The sequence below is a fragment of the Acidimicrobiales bacterium genome (genome assembly GCA_035540975.1).
Taxonomy (GTDB): domain Bacteria; phylum Actinomycetota; class Acidimicrobiia; order Acidimicrobiales.
Genome location: DATLFN010000166.1, coordinates 19,067 through 37,868 on the forward strand (window position 1 = coordinate 19,067; position 18,802 = coordinate 37,868).

The following is an 18,802-nucleotide window of genomic DNA, read 5'->3' on the forward strand; positions in this document are numbered from 1 at the left end:
CCCGACCGGCCCTCCACGACGTCACGGCACAGCGAGGCTGTGCCCAGTCTCCCCGCATCTCGTCGAACCATTCCCCCGGTGCTGTGCTGCCTGTCGCTACAAATACCACGAACGGCGCGCAGATCGGGACGTTCCGTGCTCTTTTTCCGAGCATACCGCGTGGTGGTCCGAGGCCCCGCCGCGCCGCCGTGCGATCCGCGTCAGGCCGGACGAGAGGTCCCCGGGGCCTCGGCCAGAGGGGGCCGGTCCAGGTAGGTGGCGAAGACGGCAGCCTGGGTCCGCCGCTCCATCCCCAGCTTGCGGAGCATGTTCGAGACGTAGTTCTTGACGGTCTTCTCGGCCAGGAACAGGCGCGCCGCGATCTGGCGGTTGGTGCAGCCCTGCCCGATGAGCTCGAAGATCCGCCGCTCCTGCGGCGTCAGCTTGGCCAGCTGCTCGGGCCGGGGCGTGCCGCTGGGGCGCACCCGCTCGAGCAGACGGGCGGCCAGCTCGGGGTCGAGCGCGGCGCGGTCCAGGTCGTTCGCCTCCCGGGCGACGGCCAGCTCCCCGCCCGCCAGGCCGGCCGCCAGCCGCTCCGTGGGCCGGGCGGTCCGGCGGGCGACCGCCGCGTACGCGCCGCCCGGGGCTCCGTCGCGCACGCCCGCCTCGGTCGCCAGCCGGCGGCACGTGTCGGCCAGGGCCCTGACGTGCTCGGCCATCTGCTGCAGCGACCGGCGGGTCTCGTCGGGCACGCCGGGTTGGGCGTCGACGGCGGCGAGGAGCGCGGTGATCGCCGTGAGGCGGTCGTCGGCACTGCGGAAGAGGTCACTCCTCCAAGGGCCAGGTCCGCCGTCCATGCCGTTTTCTCCCCCCAACGGAATGCTCTCGGAGCGGGTGCCGCCGTACCGGTCCACGCCGCTCGTCTCGTCACTCTCAGTGTGCCCGATCCTCGCGGACCGTGCAATTGACCCAGGGCGCGCCGAGCGGCCGAAACGGGACGGCGACCGGCCCTCGCGGGGATCCCGGGCGACGGACGGGCGCGACGTAGACTCCCTCCGGATGAGAGCCGTCGTCGAGCCCCTCGAGGGCAACAAGGTCAAGCTCAGCGTCGAGGTCGACGACGCCGAGTTCGACAAGGCGGTCGAGGCCGCCGTGCGCAAGATCGCCCGGGAGGTGAAGGTCCCCGGCTTCCGGCCCGGCAAGGCGCCCCGCCGCCTCATCGAGGCCCGCCTGGGCCCCGGCGTGGCCCGCCAGGAGGCGCTCCGGGAGTCGCTCCCCCAGTTCTACGCCCAGGCGGTGCGCGAGGTGGACGTCGACCCGATCGCGCCGCCGGAGATCGACATCACGTCGGGAGCCGAGGACGGCACCGTGGCGTTCGACGCGGTGGTGGAGGTGCGGCCCCAGGTGTCGGTGGCCGGTTACGGCGGGCTCCGGGTCACCATCCCCACCCCGCTGGCCGACCAGTCCGAGGTGGACGGGCACATCGAGCGCCTGCGCAGGCAGTCGGCCGAGCTGCGGTCGGTCACCCGCCCCGCCCAGACCGGCGACCACGTGTTCGTGGACGTGAAGGGCGAGCGGGAGGGGGAGACCGTCGCCGGCCTCACCGCCGACGACTATCTCTACGAGGTCGGCAGCGGCATCGTGGTGCCCGAGCTGGACGAGCACCTCGCCGGCGCCACGGTGGGCGACATCCTCACGTTCGAGTCGTCCATCGACGACGGCGGGCCCGTGACGTTCCGGGTCCTGGTGAAGGACGTCAAGGAGCAGGTCCTCCCCGAGCTCACCGACGAGTGGGCGAGCGAGGCGTCGGAGTTCGACACGCTCGACGAGCTGCGGGCCGACATCCTCCACCGGCTGAGCGCCGGCAAGCGCCTCCAGGCCACGCTCGCCGTACGCGAGGAGACCATCAAGGCTCTCACCGAGCTGGTCGCCGAGGACGTCCCCGAGCCCATGGTGCGCCCGGAGATGGAGCACCGGTTGACGGAGCTGGGCCGGCGCCTGGAGAGCAAGGGCGTCACCCTGGCGCAGTACATGGAGGCGTCGGGCATGTCCGAGGAGGACTTCGTGGAAGCCCTGCGGACCGAGGCCGTGGCGGGGGTCAAGGCCGACCTGGCCCTGCGTGCGGTGGCCGACGCCGAGGGCCTGGAGGCCACCGACGACGACGTCGACGAGGAGATCGTGCGGCTGGCCGAGCGCATGCAGCGCCCGCCGGCCGAGGTCCGCCGGCAGCTCGAACGGCAGGACGCGATAGCTACGGTACGCTCGGACGTACGCAAGGCCAAGGCCCTCGAGTGGCTCGTGGACCACGTCGAGATCGTCGACGAGCAGGGCCATCCCGTCGACCGGTCGCTGTTGTCGCCGGATCAACCAAGCGCCCCGGCCGGGGCAGACGAAGCGGAGACCCAACCGTGATCCAGCCCGCCTACAACTACCTCGTCCCCACGGTCGTCGAGTCCAGCAACCGGGGCGAGCGGGCCTACGACCTCTACTCGCGGCTGCTGAAGGAGAACATCATCTTCCTCGGCACGCCGATCGACGACACGATCGCCAACCTGGTGTGCGCGCAGTTCCTGTTCCTCGAGGCCGAGAACCCCGACAAGAAGATCGACCTCTACATCAACTCCCCGGGTGGCGACATCACGGCGCTGTTCGCCATCTACGACACCATGAAGTACATCAAGCCGAACATCTCGACGTTCTGCTACGGGCAGGCGGCGTCGGCGGCGGCCGTCCTGCTCGGCGCCGGCACCAAGGGCATGCGCTACGCCCTGCCCCACGCCCGGATCCTGCTCCACCAGCCCTACGGTGGTGCCGCCGGCCAGGCGGCCGACATCGAGATCCAGGCCAAGGAGATCCTCCGCATGCGGGACCTCCTGAACGAGATGATCGCCCACGACACGGGCCAGAGCGTCGAGCGGGTGAAGAGCGACACCGACCGCGACTTCATCATGAGCGCGGCGGAGGCCTGCGAGTACGGCATCATTGACGAAGTGATCACGACCCGGGAGCTGGCGGACTTGCCGCAGGCAGCCGGGGTGAGCTGAGGCGGGGGGAAGTCAGGTGGCCAAGTTCGGAGACGGTGGTGACCTGGTCAAGTGCAGCTTCTGCGGGAAGTCGCAGAAGCAGGTCAAGAAGCTGATCGCCGGTCCCGGCGTCTACATCTGTGACGAGTGCATCGACCTGTGCAACGACATCATCGAGGAGGAGCTGGCCGAGTCGTCGGAGCTGCGCTTCGACGAGCTGCCCAAGCCCCGTGAGATCTTCACCTTCCTGAACGACTTCGTGATCGGCCAGGAGCAGGCCAAGAAGATCCTCTCCGTCGCCGTCTACAACCACTACAAGCGGGTCCAGGCCGACGCCTACCACGACTCCGAGGTGGAGCTGGCCAAGTCCAACATCCTCCTGCTCGGCCCCACCGGCTGCGGGAAGACGCTGCTGGCCCAGACCCTGGCCCGCATGCTCAACGTGCCCTTCGCCATCGCCGACGCCACGGCGCTCACCGAGGCGGGCTACGTGGGGGAGGACGTCGAGAACATCCTCCTCAAGCTCATCCAGGCCGCCGACTACGACGTCAAGAAGGCCGAGACGGGGATCATCTACATCGATGAGATCGACAAGATCGCCCGCAAGTCGGAGAACCCGTCGATCACCCGGGACGTGTCGGGCGAGGGCGTGCAGCAGGCGCTGCTGAAGATCCTGGAGGGCACCACCGCCTCGGTGCCGCCCCAGGGGGGGCGCAAGCACCCCCACCAGGAGTTCATCCAGATCGACACCACCAACGTGTTGTTCATCTGCGGCGGCGCCTTCGCCGGGCTGGACAAGATCATCGAGAACCGCATCGGCCGCAAGGGCATGGGGTTCCGGGCCGAGATCAAGCGCCAGGCCGAGCGGGACGAGGGCGAGACGCTCGGCCACGTGCTCCCCGAGGACCTGCTGAAGTTCGGCCTCATCCCCGAGTTCGTGGGCCGGCTGCCCGTCATCGGCGCCGTGTCCGGGCTCGACCAGGGGGCCCTGGTCCGCATCCTGGTGGAGCCCCGCAACGCCCTGCTCAAGCAGTACCGGAAGATCCTCGAGCTGGACAACGTCGAGCTGGAGTTCACCGAGGACGCCCTCGAAGCGGTCGCCGAGCAGGCCCTGCTGCGGGGCACCGGCGCCCGCGGCCTGCGGGCCATCCTGGAGGAGGTCCTCCTCCACGTCATGTACGAGCTGCCCAGCCTGCCCGACATCGGCAAGTGCGTGGTCGACCGCTCGGTGGTGCTCGACCGGGTCCACCCCACCCTCGTGCCCCGCGCCCAGCAGGACAAGGAGACCCGGCCCCGTAGAGCGGCGTCGTAGCGCCCTCGCCGCCCGTCAGGAAGCACTCGAGGGGAGCGAGGCGGACCGCGAGGGGAACATGCGGTCGCGGAGGCGGAGCATCGGGCCTTCGACGGCGACGCTGGCGAGGAAGCCGCCGAGCACCGCACACGACGTCAGCACCACCACGCTGGCCAGCCACGTCCAGCCCGTCCATCCCCCCGCCCGGCTCGTGATCCACGGGACGAGGTCGCGCCCCAGCATCCCGGTGACGGTCACGTGCCACAGGTACACCGCGTACGAGTACACGCCGATCCAGGCGACCGTCGAGGCGAAGCGGTGGACCAACGGCGCCGCGACCCTGATGTCCGAGCGGTGGGTGTGGTACGCGGCCAGGAGGAAGGCGGCCGAGCCGAGCAGGTTCATGGTCAACCCGGCCGTTCGGACCCACGCGGTGGATGTCGGGACAACCAGGTTCGGCGCCCACAGGACGATCCCCGCCGCCAGCAGCGGCACCCGGTGGCGCCCGAGCCCGGCGAACACGGCCGGCCATGCCTCGGCACCGGCGCGGATCGCCACGCCCAGGAGCAGAGCGTCGAAACGGAGGTGGCTGGCGAACATCGTGTCCGCCCAGGGGTGCTCGGTGGCGACCGCGAGCGACCGGAGGGCGAGGCACACCGGGATGCCTGCGAGGCACAGGGGGACGATCCGGTGGCTCAGCCGCCTGAGCTGCAGCAGGACCAGGGCGAGGGGCAGCAGGAGGTAGAAGTGCTCCTCCACGCCCAGTGACCAGGTGTGGGTGGCGGGGTTGGGCCCCACGTAGTTCTGGAGGAAGACGAAGTTGGGCCAGTACCGCGCCAGCTGGTCGCCGAGCGCCCCGCCCGCGCTCGCTCCGGCGACGACGGCCTTGGCGGCGGGAACCAGCACCACGTAGAGCAGGAACACGAAGTACAGCGGGTAGAGCTTGAACCCCCGTCGCACGTAGAACCGCCAGACGTCGATGCGGCCGTGCGCCTTCAGCTCACCGAGCAGCAGCCCCCCGATCAGGAAGCCGCTCAGCACGAAGAACAGGTCGACGCCGAGCCAGCCGATGCGGAACACCACGGTCGCCGCCATCCCGGGCACCCCGTCGGTCTCGGGCAGTCCCAGGTGCTTGCCGATCACGAGCAGCACGGCGATGCCCCGCAGGAAGTCGAGCTGGACGTTGCGGCGGCTCCGGACGGTCCCGGTGGAGGCCGAGACGTCGAGCGGTTGCGAAACCGGTCTGTGACGCACCACTGCCCCCCCGACGCGCAAACGGCGGGAACACTACCCCGAGCCCGGGAGCGCGGTGAGCGTCTCGTCCCGCTCCGGCGGCGCCCCGGGAGGCGATCGGGCCGCGCCGGCGGTCACGGCGGAGCGCGGCGCCGAAGACCCGATAGGGTCCCCGGTATGGGAAAGATCCTGAAGTTCGCCCTCCTGGGAGGGCTGGGTGGGGCCGGTTGGTCCGCCTACCAGGCCTACTCCCGGGACGAGACGATCGACCAGATGGTCAACCAGGCGGCCAAGGTAGGCGCCGAGGCGGCTGCCGCGGGGGCCGCCGTGGGCTGGCTGCTGACGCTCGGCGGGAACCGCAGGGCGCGGAAGAAGGCGAGGAAGGCGGCCGCCCGGGCGGCGGCCCACCGGGGTGCCCTGGGCGGGGTCGCCTCCGCCGCCCGCCCCGCCTTCGAGCACGCCCTGGAGGTCGCCATGCACGCCGCCGAGATGGCGCGCCCACCGCTCGAGCAGGCGGCCCGCACCACCAGGGAAGCGGCGCAGGGGGCGGCCGAGGCGGCCCGGCCCCGGGTCGAGCAGGCCGCCAAGGTGACCCGTCGCCAGGCCCGCCGGGCGGCCAAGGTGGCGCGGGCGCGCGGGGAGCACGCCGCCAAGGTGACCCGGCGGCAGGCCCGCAAGGCGGCCCGCGCCGCCGCCGCTGCGGCCGCGCCGCGTGTCGAGCACGCCGCCGCCGTCACCCGCCAGCAGGCACACCGGGCGGCCGAGTCGGCCCGCCCCCACGTCGAGCAGGCCGCCAGGCTCACCCGCCGCCAGGCCCGGCGCGCCGCCGCCGCCGCCAAGCCCCACGTCGAGGTGGCGGCCAGGCGTGCCGCCGACGTCGCCGTGCTCGCCCGGGAGCGGGCGGCCGAGGTGTCCGCCCACCGCGACGGCGCCCTCGACGGCGCCGGTGCGCCCGACAGGTCGGCGCACGTGCTCATCGAGGTCGCGTAGTGCGACGGCGCACCCGCACGGCCCCGCGCTAGCGCGCACGGGTCGTGCGGGAGCGCTCGCAGGTGCTCGCCGGCCCCGTCTCCGTCGCGTCGGCGACCGGCCGCGGGGACGCCGCCGCCCTGGTGGCGGCCGACGTGCTGGCGCGGGCGGCCCGTGCCGCCGGGCAGGCGTCCGCCGTGGCGACGGCCATCGTGGCCGGCGGCCTCGGCCACCAGTTCGCCACCGAGGAGGACCTCCGGCGCGAGGGCCTGGACCGGGCGGCGGTGGGGGCCGGCGATTTCGCCGCCAGGGCGGCGCTGGTCCACGACGAGGCGGGCCGGCGCCTGGGCGCCGCCGCCTGTGCCCTGGGCGTGGACCTCGACGTGGCGGCGGCGGCCCGGGCCGGGGAGCAGACGGCGGTGGCGGCGTGCGTGGCGTTCGTGCGCCTGTTCGAGGCGGGGCTGGTCGTGGAGGCCGAACGCGTCGTTGAGGTCTGCCCCCGCTGCGCTACCGTGGCCGCCGGGCCGGACGCCGTGCCCGGGGTGGTCGAGGGCGAGGCCCTGGTGCTCCGCCTGGCCGTGCTCGACGGCCACGACGCGGTGGGCTGGCTGGACGTGCGTTGCCCGGCGCCCGAGCTGGTGCCCGGGATCGTGGCCGTCGCCGTGCCGGAGGGCCACCCGGCGGCCGGCCACGCCGTCGCCGTGCCCGTGGCCGCCACGGTCGTCCCCGTGGTCGCCGACCCGACGGCGGTCCAGCCTCTCCTCCTCGTACCCGCCCACGACGCCTCCGACCTGGAGCGGGCACGACGCAGCGGCCTGGCGCCCGTCGTCGCCGTCGACGCCACCGGCACCGTGCGGGCGCCGGGGCCGCTGGACGGGCTGGCCCGCCACGCCGCCCGTGCCGCCGCCGCCCGCCTCATCGCCGCCGAGGGCGTGGTGGCCGCCGTCGAGCCGGCGAGCGAGCCGGTCGCCCGCTGCGCCGCCTGCCGCACCGTCCTGGTCGCCGTGCTGGGCCGGCACTGGTTCCTCGCCGTGGCCGACCTGGAGACGGCGGCCGCCGACGCCGTGCGCGAGGGAGCGCTGGTGGTGTCGCCGCCTGCCGCGCGCGACGAGCTGCTCGCCCTGGCCGGCACGTCCGACGACTGGTGCCTCAGCAGCCGGGCGTCGCCCGGTCAGGCCCTGCCGGTGGCCCGCTGCGCCGACTGCGGCTCGGTGGACGTCGCCGTCGACCTCGCCTCGTCGTGCCGGCGGTGCATGGGCGACCTGGTCCGCGAGGACGGCGTCCTCGACGCCCGCTTCGTGGCCGGTGTGTGGCCGCTGTGGGCGTCGGGATGGCCCGACGGGGGCCGACGGGGCGGCGAGCCGGCCACCACGGCGCTGGTCGTGCCGGGAGAGCGGCTGGTCGACGGGCTGGCCATGGCCGCCCTCGGGCTTCGCCTCGGTGGGACCGTCCCGTTCGCCGAGCTGGTGACGACGCCCGTCGCCGGGGGCGGGCCCGTGGAGGTGGTCGCGCTGGTCGAGGCCGAGGGCTCCGCGGCGGCCCGGGTGGCGCTGCTCTCCGACGGTGTGGACGTCGGGTTCGGCCGCGACGTGGCCGCCCGCCTGGACGCCCTCGCCGCCGGCGGCGCCGACGTGCGGCGCCTGGAGGCGGCGTGCGCGGCCGCCCTGGACGCCGGCGCACCGGCCGCCGCCCTGGGCCTGCTGGCCGCCGCGCTGGCCGAGGGCGTCCCGCCCGAGGAGGCGCCGCGGGTCCGGGCCCTGGCGGCGCCGTTCGTCGGAGCGTGACCCCGCCCGAACGGGCGTGGACGTACGCCGACGCCCTCGCCTGGCTGGACGAGCACGTCAACCTCGAGGCGTCCGGCGTCGGCCGCACGAGGCCGACGCTCGACCGCATGCGCCGGGCGGCGACCCTGCTGGGCGACCCCCAGGGGGCGGCGCCGGTCATCCACCTCACGGGGACCAACGGCAAGGGCTCCACCACGCGCATGATCGGCGCCCTCCTGGCCGCCCGGGGCCTGTCCGTCGGCACGTACACGAGCCCCGACCTGGAGCGGGTCAACGAGCGGCTGGCCTGGAGCTCGGGGCACGCCGACGCCGGTGGACGGGGCGGCGCCGGGCCCGGCCACCTGCGCTTCCAGCCGATCGACGACGAGGCGTTCGCCGAGACGCTGGGGGCGGTGGCCGCCGTCGAGCCCCTGGTGGAGGGTCGCCTCTCCCGGTTCGAGATCCTCACCGCCGCCGCCTTCCGTTGGTTCGCCGACGTGGCCGTGGACGCCGCCGTGGTGGAGGTGGGCATGGGTGGGTCGTGGGACGCCACCAACGTGGCCGACGGCGTGGTCGCCGTGGTCACCAACGTCAGTCTCGACCACGCCGAGGTCATCGGCCCCACGGAGGCCGACATCGCCCGCGAGAAGGCGGGCATCGTCAAGCCCGGCAGCACCCTGGTGCTGGGTGAGACCGACCCGTCGCTGGCTGCGGTGTTCCGGGACACGGCGGCGGCCACCATCTGGGAGAGGGGGGCCGACTTCGGGGCGACCTCGAACCGGGTCGCGCACGGCGGCCGGGTGGTCACCCTGCGCACGCCCTCGGCCACCTACGAGGACGTCTTCCTGCCCGTGCACGGCGCCCACCAGGGCGACAACGCGGCACTCGCCCTCGCCGCGGCCGAGGCCTTCTTCGACGCCCCGCTGTCCGAGGACGTGGTGGTGGAGGCCTTCGGCTCCCTCCGGCTGCCGGGGCGGATGCAGGTCGTCGGCCGCCAGCCGCTGGTCGTCCTCGACGGCGCCCACAACGTGGCCGGTGCCCGGGTGGTCGGCCCGGCCGTCGCCGAGGCGTTCGGGGCCGACCGCCCCCGGGTCGTCGTGGCCGGGATGCTGCGCGGCCGCGACCCGGCCGCCGTGCTGGAGGCGCTCGGGCCGGCGCGGCTGGTCGTTGCCTGCCCGGCGCCGTCGCCCCGCTCGCTCCCGGCCGCCGAGGTGGCGGCCGCCGCCCGCTCGCTCGGCATGGACGCCCGGGAGGAGGGCTCGGTCGACGCCGCCGTGCACGCGGCCCTGGCCGCCGCGGGCGACGACGACGTGGTCCTCGTCACCGGGTCGCTGTACGTGGTGGGCGCCGCCCGCCCGGTGCTGCGCCGGCGAACCCGGCAGTAGGGTCGGCCGCCCTATGGACCGCACCTTCGTCATCGTCAAGCCCGACGCCGTGGAGCGCGGCCTCGCGGGCGAGATCGTCTCCCGCTTCGAGCGCAAGGGGCTGAAGCTGGTCGCCGCCGAGCTCCGGCTGATCGACGTCGACCTGGCCGGCCGTCACTATGCGGAGCACGCCGAGAAGCCGTTCTTCTCCGACCTGGTGGCGTTCATCACCCGGTCGCCGGCGCTGCTGCTCGTCGTGGAGGGCCCCGGCGACACCTGGAAGGTCGTCCGCACCCTGATGGGCCCCACCGACCCCAAGGACGCCCCCCCCGGCACCATCCGCGGCGACTACGGGGTCATCCTCACCGAGAACCTCGTCCACGGCTCCGACAGCCCCGACAGCGCCGAGCGGGAGACAGCCCTGTTCTTCCCAGGGCTCTGACGGTCCGCCGGGCGGCCGCCGGCGGGGCGACAAGGTGTCAGAGCGGAGGCGGGCCGGCTCGCCGGCCCGCCGGAGCACCCCCAACTCGTCCGAACGGAGCGAAGCGGAGTGAGGGCGAAACCAGGGTGCGCTGGCGCTCCGGGGGGCTGGCACCTAGCCTTGGGCGCTGACCTCGGGAGAGGGGGTTGCCAGCGTGTCGGAAAACATCTTCTCGTCGTTTCTCGGCCGCGACATGGCCGTCGACCTGGGCACCGCCAACACCCTCGTCTACGTCCGGGGCCGCGGCATCGTCCTGAACGAGCCGTCGGTCGTGGCCGTCAACGTGAAGGACGGCCGGCCGCTCGCCGTGGGCATCGAGGCCAAGCGCATGATCGGGCGCACGCCGAGCCACATCCAGGCCATCCGGCCCCTCAAGGACGGCGTCATCGCCGACTTCGAGGTCTGCGAGAAGATGCTGCGCTACTTCATCCAGAAGGTGCACCAGCGGCGTTTCGCCAAGCCCCGCATGGTGATCTGCGTGCCCTCGGGGATCACCGGGGTGGAGCAGCGGGCCGTCCAGGAGGCGGCCGAGTACGCCGGCGCCCGCAAGCCCGCGTACATCATCGAGGAGCCCATGGCCGCCGCCATCGGCGCCGGGCTCCCCGTCCACGAGCCCACCGGGAACATGGTCGTCGACATCGGTGGCGGCACCACCGAGGTCGCCGTCATCTCCCTCGGGGGCATCGTCACCAGCCAGTCGATCCGCATCGGCGGCGACGAGCTCGACCACTCGATCATCCAGTTCATCAAGAAGGAGTACAGCCTCGCCCTCGGCGAGCGAACGTCCGAGGAGATCAAGATCGCCCTCGGCTCGGCCTGCGCCCTCGAGGAGGAGCTGCACGCCGAGATCCGGGGCCGCGACCTGATCACCGGACTGCCCAAGACGATCGTCACGAGCACCCAGGAGATCCGCGACGCCATCGAGGAGCCCCTCTCCGCCATCGTCGACTCGGTCAAGGTCACGCTGGACAAGACCCCGCCCGAGCTGGCGGCCGACATCATGGAGCAGGGGATCGTCCTCACCGGTGGCGGCGCGCTCCTGCACGGCCTCGACGCCCGGCTCTCCTCGGAGACCGGCATGCCGATCGTGATCGCCCGCAACCCGTTGCACTCGGTCGCCATCGGGGCGGGCCAGTGCCTCGAGGAGTTCGACGCACTCAAGCAGGTGCTGATCTCCTCGAGCGGGCACTAACCGCGGGAGCCGCCCTTCGTGGCCGTCTACCGGCGCACCTCGCGTCCCCGCTTCACGCTGCTGCTGCTCGTCCTCACCGCGATCACGCTCCTGACGCTGGACGAGCGCAGCAACGGGCTCGGCGTCATCGACACCGCTCGGGACGGCGCCCGAGACCTGTTCGCGCCGGTGAAGGACGCCGCCGACGCCGTCTTCTCGCCGGTCACCGACTTCTTCCAGGGCGCCGTCCACTACGGCGACGTGGAGGAGGAGAACGCCCGCCTGCGGGCCCAGCTGGCCGAGCGGGAGGCGCTGGCGCTGCGGGCGGCGGACGCCGAACGCGAGCGCGAGGCCCTCCTCGACCTGGCCGCCCTCGACTTCGTGGGCGACATCCCCACCGTCGCCGCCCGGGTGGTGCGGTCGCCGGCGTCGGGGTTCGACCTCACGATCGAGCTCGACCGCGGGCGCGAGGCGGGCGTCGCCAAGGGCATGCCGGTCGTGGGCTCGGGCGGCCTCGTCGGGCGGGTGGTGGACGTGTCGCGCCGCACGTCCATCGTCCAGCTGGTCACCGACTCGTCGTCGAGCGTGGGCGTGCGCCTGGCGGCGTCCGGCGACGTCGGCGTCGCCGTGGGCCGCGGCTCGGGCTCCACCCTGCGCATGGACTTGGTCGACCCGGCCACCAAGGTGGAGAAGGGCGAGGCGGTCGTCACCAGCGGGCTCCAGAACAGCGTGTTCCCGCCCGGCATCCCCGTCGGCAGGGTGGTCGCCGCCACCACCGCGTCGGGCGCCCTCCAGCAGGACGTCACCGTCGCCCCCGCCGCCGACCTGCGGCGCCTGGTGTTCGTCAAGGTGCTCCAGTGGGCTCCCATCCGATGACGCGCGTCCGCCTGCCCTTCCTGGTGTTCGTGGCCCTCGTGCTGCACCTGTCCCTGTTCCTGGCCGTGCGGGTGGGCGACGCCCACCCGCGGGTCCTGCTCCTCATGGCGGTGGGCGCCGGCTTCCTCGCCGGCGCCGAGCGGGGGGCGGTGATCGGGTTCGGGCTCGGGGTGCTGGCCGACCTGTTCGTGCAGACGCCCTTCGGCCTGTCGGCGCTCACCTACGCCCTCGTGGCGTTCGCCGTGGGCGGCTTCCAGTCGGGGATCATCCGGGCCGCCTGGTGGATCCCGGCGGTGACCGCCATGGTCGCCAGCTTCGCCGGCGTGCTGGGCTACGCCCTCTTCGGTTCGCTGATCGGCCAGCCCTACGCCATCTCCGTGCACCTCGTCGCCGTGGCCGCCGGCGTCGGGCTGATGAACGCCGTCCTGGCACCGCTCGTCGTGCCGGCCATGTCGTGGGCGCTCCCCTCCGGGGCCGACCGGGCGTTCGCCCGATGAGCACCGACAGCGCCCGCCTGCGCCTCTCGGTCGTCGGCGTCATCGTCGTCTCGCTGTTCTCGGCCCTCTTCGCCCGCCTCTGGTACCTCCAGGTGATGGACACCGACACCTTCCAGGCGCTGGCCACGCAGAACCAGAAGCGCATCGTCTACGAGCCGGCGCCCCGGGGGCGGATCCTCGACCGCCAGGGCCGGCCGCTGGTCGACAACCGCGGCTACCAGGCCATCACCGTCAAACGGATCGACGTCAAGGACAGGCCCGAGGTCGTCACCCGCCTGGCCGCGCTCCTCGCCCTGCCCCGCCAGGAGCTCGTGAAGCGCATCGCCGACCTCCGCTACAGCCCGTACAAGCCCGTCCCCGTGGCCGAGAACGTGCCCGAAGACGTCGTCGTGTACCTCCGCGAGCACAGCGCCGACTTCCCGGGCGTCGAGGCCGCCACCGTGGCCGAGCGCACCTACCCGCACGGCTCGTTGGGCGCCCACCTGCTCGGGTACGTGGGAGAGATCAACGACAAGGAGCTGGCGTCGCGGAAGGACGCCGGCTACCGGCTGGGCGACGACATCGGCAAGACCGGCATCGAGGCGGCCTACGAGGCCGACCTGCGGGGGACGCCCGGACGGGTCGAGCTGGAGGTGGACGCCAACGGCCGCGTGCTCACGCCGCCGCTGTCCAGCCGCCCGCCCCGCCAGGGCCTGGACGTCCAGCTCACCGTCGACCTCGACGTCCAGGCGCTGGCCGAGGACTCCCTGGCCAAGGGTCTGGAAGCGGCCCGGAACCGCTACGACCGCAACTTCGCCAAGCGCTTCCTGGCCCCGGCCGGCTCCGTCGTCGTGCTCGACCCGCGAGACGGGTCCGTGCTCGCCATGGCGTCGAGCCCCACGTACAACCCGGCGGACTTCGTCAACGGCATCCGGCCCGACGTCTTCGCCGCCCTCCAGGACCCGGCCAACTTCTACCCGCTCAACAACCGCGCCCTCCAGGGGCAGTACGCGCCCGGGTCCACGTTCAAGCTGGTCACCGCCCTCGCCGCCCTGCGCGCCGGCCTCATCGCCCCCAACACGACGTTCGTCGACGAAGGCTCCTACCGCATCCGCAACTGCCGCGGCGAGAAGTGCGTGTTCCGCAACGCCGGCGGCCGGGCGTGGGGGCGCATCAACCTCCCGCGGGCGCTCACGGTGTCGAGCGACGCCTTCTTCTACGACCTGGGCGCCACCTTCTGGGAGCGAGGCGGCGCGGCCCGCACGGCCATCCAGGAGGCGGCCCGCGACCTCGGGTACGGGACGCGAACGGGCATCGAGCTGGGGGGCGAGCTGCGGGGCCGCATCCCCGATCCCGAGTCCCGCAGGCGCCTGAACGCCGAGTACCCGGACAAGTTCCCGAACGGCGACTGGCGCACGGGGGACAACGTCAACCTCTCCATCGGCCAGGGCGACACCGCCGTCACGCCCCTCCAGCTGGCCAACTCCTACGCCTCGTTCGCCAACGGCGGCACCGTGTTCAACCCGCGGGTGGCGGCGCGGGTGCTCGAGCCGGACGGCCGGCCCGTGCGCGAGATCCAGTCGAAGGTGCTGAACAAGGTGGCCATCGACCCGAACCACCGGTCGGCGATCGACCAGGGCCTCCGCCAGGCCGTACTCGACGCCGAGGGAACGGCCACCGGCGCCTTCGCCGGCTTCCCGGTGTCGACCTTCCCCATCGCCGGGAAGACGGGGACGGCCGAGGTCCGCACCAAGCAGGACACCGCCCTGTTCGTCGCCTACGCGCCGGCCGCCAACCCCCAGTACGTCGTCGCCGTGGTGATGGAGGAGGCCGGCTTCGGCGGGTCGTCCGCCGCCCCGGTCGCCCGCCGCATCTTCGAGGGCCTGGCCGGCGCCCCGCCGGCGCCCGTCCGCCTGGTCGACGGGGTCGACTGATGGCGACGACCGCCCTCCCGTCGCGCGCCACCTACTCGGGGCGGGACTCCGCCGCGCCGTGGCGCCACGTGGACGTCACCCTGCTCTTCGCCGTCCTCGCCATCGCCGGGCTCGGCGTCCTGATGGTCTACAGCGCCAGCCGCAACCTGGGCGCCGACGACGCCTACTTCCTCCGCCGCCAGGGCGTGTTCACCCTGGTCGGGATGGGGGTCATGGTCGTGGTGGCCACGATCGACTACCGGGTGTTCCGAGACTTCGCTCCGCTCGTCTACACGGCGTGCGTCGCCGGCCTCGTGCTGGTGCTGTCACCTCTCGGCTCGAACCGGCGGGGCGCCCAGGCGTGGTTCCAGGTGGCCGGCTTCCAGCTCCAGCCGTCGGAGCTGGCCAAGGTGGGGCTGATCCTCAGCATCGCCGCGTTCGCGTCCGCCCACCGCGGCGACCTCGACGGCCGGCGCCTGCTGATGGCCCTGGCGATCGCCGGGTTCCCCATGTTCCTCATCAACCTCCAGCCCGACCTCGGGACGGTGCTGGTGTTCGCCGCCGTCACCATGGGTTCGCTCCTGGTCGCCGGCGCCCGGCCCCGGCACATGGCGCTGCTCACGCTGGCGGGGGTGGTGGCCGTCGTGGCGGTGCTCCAGCTGGGGGTGCTGAAGGACTACCAGAAGGACCGGCTGGGGGCGTTCCTGAACCCCGACAAGGACACCCAGCAGTCCGCTTACAACCTCAACCAGTCGAAGATCGCCATCGCCAACGGCGGGCTCACGGGCAAGGGCCTCTTCGAGGGCACCCAGACCAAGCTGTCGTACGTGCCCGAGCAGCACACCGACTTCATCTTCACGGTGGTGGGGGAGGAGCTGGGGCTGGTGGGCTCCGCCCTCGTCCTGTCGCTGTTCGCGGTGGTGGTGTGGCGCACCTGGCGGGCGGCCGCCCTGGCCAAGGACCTGTCGGGGACGGTGATCTGCGTGGGTGTGCTCTCGATGATCGTGTTCCAGGTCTTCGAGAACGTCGGGATGACGATGGGGATCATGCCCATCACCGGCATCCCCCTCCCGTTCATGAGCTACGGCGGCTCGGCCACCATCGCCGCCTTCGCCGCCATCGGCCTGGTCCTCAACGTCCACATGCGCCGCTTCAGCTGACCCGCCCCGTTCAGTCCGCGATCCCGCGCCACCACCTGGCGCGGGCTCGCCAGGTGAACCGCAAGCGGTGGGTAGACTTCCGCCAAATGACCTCGCTGTGGCCACGGATCGAACCGCTCCTGGCCAGGGTCCAGAAGCCAGCCCGATACATCGGCTGTGAGGACGGTGCCCGGGAGCCCGTGCACGCCCCCCACAAGGCGGCGTGGCTGCTGATCTACCCGGACGCCTACGAGGTGGGCCTGCCCAACCAGGGCCTCCAGATCCTCTACGAGATCCTGAACGAGCGGCCCGACGCGGTGGCCGAGCGGTCGTACGCCCCGTGGACCGACATGGAGGCGGAGATGCGGGCGGGCGGCGTGCCGCTGTTCAGCGTGGACACGTCGCGCCCGGCGTCCGAGTTCGACCTGCTGGCGTTCAACCTGTCGGCCGAGCTCGTCTACACCAACCTCCTCAACTGCATCGACCTTGCCGGGGTGCCCGTGCGGGCCGCCGACCGGGGCCCCGAGCACCCGCTCGTCGCCGCCGGCGGGCACTGCACGTTCAACCCCGAGCCCCTGGCCGACTTCGTCGACCTGTTCGTGCTGGGCGACGGCGAGGAGGTGGTGGCCGAGATCACCGCCGCCGTGTCCGCCTGGAAGGTCGGCGGGCGCACGCCCGGGTCGCGCCAGCGCCTCCTGCGGGACCTGGCCGGGGTGCCCGGCGTCTACGTGCCGTCGATGTACGAGGTGGCGTACGACGGCGAACGCCTGGTGTCGGTGACGCCCCGCCACCCCGACGTGCCGGAGCGGGTGGAGAAGCGCACCATCGCCGACCTGGGCGAGTGGCCCTACCCCAAGCGCCAGCTGGTGCCCCTCACCGAGGTCGTCCACGACCGGCTCAACGTCGAGATCTTCCGCGGGTGCACGCGGGGGTGCCGGTTCTGCCAGGCCGGCATGATCACCCGCCCCGTACGGGAGCGCCCGGCCGAGCAGGTCCGGTCCATGGTGACGGCCGGCCTCCGGCGGACCGGCTACGACGAGGTCAGCCTCACGTCCCTGTCCAGCGCCGACTACTCGGGCATCGAGGACGTGGTCGGCGGCATCGTCAACGACCCCATGTGCCAGGGGTCGGTGGGTGTCAGCCTCCCGAGCCTGCGGGTGGACGCCTACACCGTCGGCATCGCCAGCGAGATCGCCAAGGTGCGGCGCACCGGCCTCACGTTCGCCCCCGAGGGCGGCACGTGGCGGATGCGCCAGGTCATCAACAAGCTCATCCGCGAGGAGGACCTCTACGGCGCCGCCGAGTCGGCGTTCTCGCAGGGGTGGCAGCGCATGAAGCTGTACTTCCTCATCGGGCTCCCCACCGAGACCGACGAGGACGTGCTCGGCATCGCCGAGCTGGCCCGGAACTGCGTGGCGATCGGGCGTCGCCACACGGGCCGGGTGACGGTGAGCGCGTCGGTGGGCGGCTTCGTGCCCAAGCCGCAGACGCCGTTCCAGTGGTTCGGGCAGGCGACCGCCGACGCCCTCAGGGCCAAGGTGAACCTGCTGAAGGACGCCGTGCGCCGCGACCGCGGCGTCCAGCTGAAGTGGCACGACCCCCGGGCCAGCGTGGCCGAGGGCCTGGCCAGCCGGGGCGACCGCCGGGTCGGCGCCGTCATCGAGGACGTGTGGCGGCAGGGGGGCACCTTCCAGGAGTGGTCGGAGCACTTCGACCTCGGGCGCTGGGAGGACGCCATGGGCCGGGCCGGGCTTTCCCTCGACTGGTACGTCCACCGGCGCCGCACCGAGGACGAGGTGCTGCCGTGGGACCACCTGTCGGCCGGGCTGCACAAGGACTTCCTGTGGCAGGACTGGCAGGACGCCCTCGCCGCCTCGGGCGTCGAGGACTGCCGGTGGACGCCGTGCTACGACTGCGGCGCCTGCACCGGGTACGGCATCGAGCACGTCGTGGCGTCCCCCGTTCCCCCCGCCGGGGGGAGCCAGGGCACCGGCCAGGACCTGGCCGGCGGCGGTTCGGTGCCCGTCCGCCTGCTCAGCGGGAAGCCGTCGTGAAGGTCCGGTTCCGGTTCTCCAAGCAGGGACGGGTCCGCTGGACCAGCCACCGCGACGTCGCCCGCATGTGGGAGCGGGCCTTCCGGCGGGTGGCGCTCCCGCTGGCCTACAGCCAGGGGTTCTCGCCCCGCCCCCGGGTGAGCTTCGGGCTCGCCCTCCCCACCGGCGCCGAGTCGGTGGCCGAGTACCTCGACGTCGAGGTGGCCGAGGGCGCCGGCGTCGACCTCGACGTGCTCCCCGAGCGCCTCGGGGCGGCGCTGCCGGTGGGCGTCGACGTCACGGCGGCCGCACCGGTCGAGCCCGGGGCCGGCTCCCTGCAGGAAGTGGTCACGTCGTGCGACTGGGTCGTCGAGACGGCCGGGCTGTCGCCGGGGCGCCTGGCCGCCGCCGTCGAGTCGGCGATGGCGGCCCCGTCGCTCGTCATCACCCGCGAGCGCAAGGGCCAGCGCAGCGAGCAGGACGTCCGCCCCGGCATCCTGGCGTGCGAGGTCGACGGGACCTCGCTGGTCGCCGAGCTGGCCGCCCAGCCGCGGGCCCTGCGCCCGTCCGAGCTCCTGACGGCACTCGGCGGCGACCTCGTGGAGGTCCGGGTGCGCAGGACATCCCAGTGGATTCAGCGCGACGGCGCGCGCGAGGAGCCCCTTCCGCTCCCGCTCGACGCGACGGACGCGCCGCACGTCGTCGGACGTGCGTCATGAGAAGGGACATCCCCCATGTCCGACCCGAACCCCGGGCCGACCAGCGACCGCCCCGCCCCGCCGCCGGGCCCGGGCGCTCCCCCCGACGACGACGGCGGAGCGGCCGCCGGCCCGGCTGACCCGGTCGGGCCGGGAAGCGCCCGCAGCGGGCGTCGGCGCGGTTCGCGCGGCGGCCGCAACCGGAACCGGTCCGCGGGCAAGGGCGGCGGCGCCGACGGCGCGACCGCCGCGGCCGCGGCGCCCGGGATCACCGGAGACGTCCGCGGCCCGGTCCCCGCCAGCGTCGAGCTCCCCGAGCTGCCCGACCCGCCGGGCGAGGGCGTGCCCCGGCCGCGGGTCGGGCAGCTCGGGGAGCTCGACGCTGGCGGGGAC

At 73.4% G+C, this 18,802-nt stretch carries 17 protein-coding genes; 15 read left to right on the plus strand and 2 right to left on the minus strand.

Annotated features, from left to right (window positions below; genetic code table 11):
• Positions 1-200 precede the first annotated feature (200 nt).
• Complete coding sequence (locus VM242_16165; protein HVM06692.1) at positions 201-836, minus strand: response regulator transcription factor; 636 nt, start codon at positions 834-836, stop codon at positions 201-203.
• A gap of 202 nt (positions 837-1,038) precedes the next feature.
• Between VM242_16165 and tig the strand changes: the two genes are divergently transcribed.
• Genes tig through clpX form a run of 3 tightly spaced genes read left to right on the plus strand, consistent with a single transcriptional unit; the run spans position 1,039 to position 4,314 of the window.
• Entirely contained in the window at positions 1,039-2,391 is a 1,353-nt protein-coding gene (gene tig / locus VM242_16170; GenBank protein ID HVM06693.1) for a trigger factor, read from the plus strand.
• Positions 2,388-3,023: an ATP-dependent Clp protease proteolytic subunit gene (locus VM242_16175; protein HVM06694.1), complete on the plus strand. Its 636-nt coding sequence runs from the start codon at positions 2,388-2,390 to the stop codon at positions 3,021-3,023. Before tig ends, VM242_16175 begins: the two co-directional genes overlap by 4 nt.
• Positions 3,024-3,039: 16 nt before the next feature.
• Positions 3,040-4,314: an ATP-dependent Clp protease ATP-binding subunit ClpX gene (clpX, locus tag VM242_16180; protein ID HVM06695.1), complete on the plus strand. Its 1,275-nt coding sequence runs from the start codon at positions 3,040-3,042 to the stop codon at positions 4,312-4,314.
• Between the two features lie 15 nt (positions 4,315-4,329).
• Here the strand turns inward: clpX and VM242_16185 are convergent, their stop codons facing one another.
• Positions 4,330-5,547 carry an acyltransferase gene (locus VM242_16185; protein ID HVM06696.1) on the minus strand — a complete coding sequence of 406 codons (1,218 nt, stop codon included), beginning with the start codon at positions 5,545-5,547 and terminating at the stop codon, positions 4,330-4,332.
• A 156-nt stretch (positions 5,548-5,703) separates the two neighbouring features.
• Here VM242_16185 and VM242_16190 point away from each other — a divergent pair, with 156 nt between their 5' ends.
• The 12 genes from VM242_16190 to VM242_16245 form a co-directional block, all read left to right on the plus strand.
• Entirely contained in the window at positions 5,704-6,516 is an 813-nt protein-coding gene (locus tag VM242_16190; protein ID HVM06697.1) for a hypothetical protein, read from the plus strand.
• A 44-nt stretch (positions 6,517-6,560) separates the two neighbouring features.
• A complete protein-coding gene (locus VM242_16195) occupies positions 6,561-8,279 on the plus strand; it encodes a class I tRNA ligase family protein (protein ID HVM06698.1) in 1,719 nt (572 codons plus the stop codon).
• Positions 8,276-9,643 (plus strand): Mur ligase family protein, encoded by a 1,368-nt coding sequence (locus VM242_16200; protein HVM06699.1) that lies wholly within the window; start codon positions 8,276-8,278, stop codon positions 9,641-9,643. The genes VM242_16195 and VM242_16200 overlap by 4 nt, the downstream gene beginning before the upstream one ends.
• Before the next feature lie 13 nt (positions 9,644-9,656).
• Positions 9,657-10,064, plus strand: a complete 408-nt coding sequence (ndk, locus tag VM242_16205; protein ID HVM06700.1) for a nucleoside-diphosphate kinase — start codon at positions 9,657-9,659, stop codon at positions 10,062-10,064.
• Positions 10,065-10,257: 193 nt separating this feature from the next.
• Positions 10,258-11,295: a rod shape-determining protein gene (locus tag VM242_16210; GenBank protein ID HVM06701.1), complete on the plus strand. Its 1,038-nt coding sequence runs from the start codon at positions 10,258-10,260 to the stop codon at positions 11,293-11,295.
• 18 nt (positions 11,296-11,313) lie between these two features.
• Complete coding sequence (mreC, locus tag VM242_16215) at positions 11,314-12,150, plus strand: rod shape-determining protein MreC (GenBank protein HVM06702.1); 837 nt, start codon at positions 11,314-11,316, stop codon at positions 12,148-12,150.
• Positions 12,147-12,647, plus strand: a complete 501-nt coding sequence (gene mreD / locus VM242_16220) for a rod shape-determining protein MreD (protein ID HVM06703.1) — start codon at positions 12,147-12,149, stop codon at positions 12,645-12,647. The genes mreC and mreD overlap by 4 nt, the downstream gene beginning before the upstream one ends.
• A complete protein-coding gene (gene mrdA / locus VM242_16225) occupies positions 12,644-14,560 on the plus strand; it encodes a penicillin-binding protein 2 (GenBank protein HVM06704.1) in 1,917 nt (638 codons plus the stop codon). The genes mreD and mrdA overlap by 4 nt, the downstream gene beginning before the upstream one ends.
• A complete protein-coding gene (gene rodA, locus VM242_16230) occupies positions 14,560-15,699 on the plus strand; it encodes a rod shape-determining protein RodA (GenBank protein ID HVM06705.1) in 1,140 nt (379 codons plus the stop codon). The genes mrdA and rodA overlap by 1 nt, the downstream gene beginning before the upstream one ends.
• An 86-nt stretch (positions 15,700-15,785) precedes the next feature.
• On the plus strand, positions 15,786-17,732 hold the full coding sequence (locus VM242_16235) for a TIGR03960 family B12-binding radical SAM protein (protein ID HVM06706.1): 1,947 nt from the start codon (positions 15,786-15,788) through the stop codon (positions 17,730-17,732).
• Complete coding sequence (locus VM242_16240; protein HVM06707.1) at positions 17,729-18,430, plus strand: TIGR03936 family radical SAM-associated protein; 702 nt, start codon at positions 17,729-17,731, stop codon at positions 18,428-18,430. Before VM242_16235 ends, VM242_16240 begins: the two co-directional genes overlap by 4 nt.
• A gap of 15 nt (positions 18,431-18,445) precedes the next feature.
• The coding region (locus VM242_16245) for a hypothetical protein (GenBank protein HVM06708.1) at positions 18,446-18,802 on the plus strand (357 nt) is incomplete at its 3' end.